Source organism: Roseobacter sinensis, assembly GCF_025755255.1.
Taxonomy (GTDB): domain Bacteria; phylum Pseudomonadota; class Alphaproteobacteria; order Rhodobacterales; family Rhodobacteraceae; genus Roseobacter; species Roseobacter sinensis.
Genome location: NZ_JALIEB010000068.1, coordinates 1 through 835 on the forward strand (window position 1 = coordinate 1; position 835 = coordinate 835).

Below are 835 nucleotides of genomic sequence, written 5' to 3' on the forward strand. Positions count from 1 at the left end.
TAGGGTCAGGACCCATTGATTTCCTTTGAGTGGCATGATTCATCGGTCGAAAATCGAATGGTGATATGAGCGATCTATATTGGCTGGATGACGGGCAAATGGCGCGTCTTGAACCCTACTTTCCGAAGTCTCATGGCAAACCGCGCGTCGATGATAGACGCGTGCTGAGCGGCATTATCTTCATTAATCGCAATGGCTTACGATGGCGAGATGCACCCAAGGAATATGGGCCACACAAGACCCTGTACAATCGCTGGAAGCGGTGGAGTGAGAAAGGTGTCTTTGCTCAGATCATGATGGGCCTTGCTGCTGAACACAGCGAAGAGAAGACTGTCATGATTGATGCCACGTATCTCAAGGCTCACCGCACCGCGACCAGCATGGGCGTCAAAAAGGGGGGCTTGGACGTCTGATTGGCCGCACCAAGGGTGGGATGAACACGAAGCTTCATGCGGTCTGTGACAGCCAAGGACGCCCGATCAACTTCTTTGTCACCGCTGGGCAGGTCAGCGACTACATCGGGGCAAGGGCGCTGCTGAGCAGCCTGCCAAACGTCGACTGGCTACTTGGAGACCGTGGCTATGATGCAGATTGGTTTCGAGAAGCCCTGCAAGACAAGGGCATACGCCCATGCATCCCCTGCCGAAAGTCCCGCTCCAAACCTGTGCGATACGACAAGCGCAAGTACAAACGCCGCAACCGCATCGAGATCATGTTCGGCAGGCTCAAGGGTTGGCGACGCGTCGCAACCCGCTACGACCGATGTCCGAAGGTCTTCCTCTCCGCAATCGCTCTCGCAGCAACAGTCATCTATTGGTTATGAGTCCTGACCCTA

Annotated in this window: 1 protein-coding gene; it reads left to right on the plus strand. The window is 55.0% G+C overall.

Features of this window, described 5'->3' with window-relative positions:
* Positions 1-65: 65 nt before the first annotated feature.
* Positions 66-823, plus strand: a protein-coding gene (locus tag MUB52_RS23920; protein ID WP_263846667.1) for an IS5 family transposase whose coding sequence is annotated in 2 segments (ribosomal slippage) — positions 66-402 and positions 402-823 — 759 coding nt in all. Because the reading frame shifts where the segments join, the coding sequence is not laid out codon by codon here.
* The last annotated feature ends 12 nt before the right edge of the window (positions 824-835 follow it).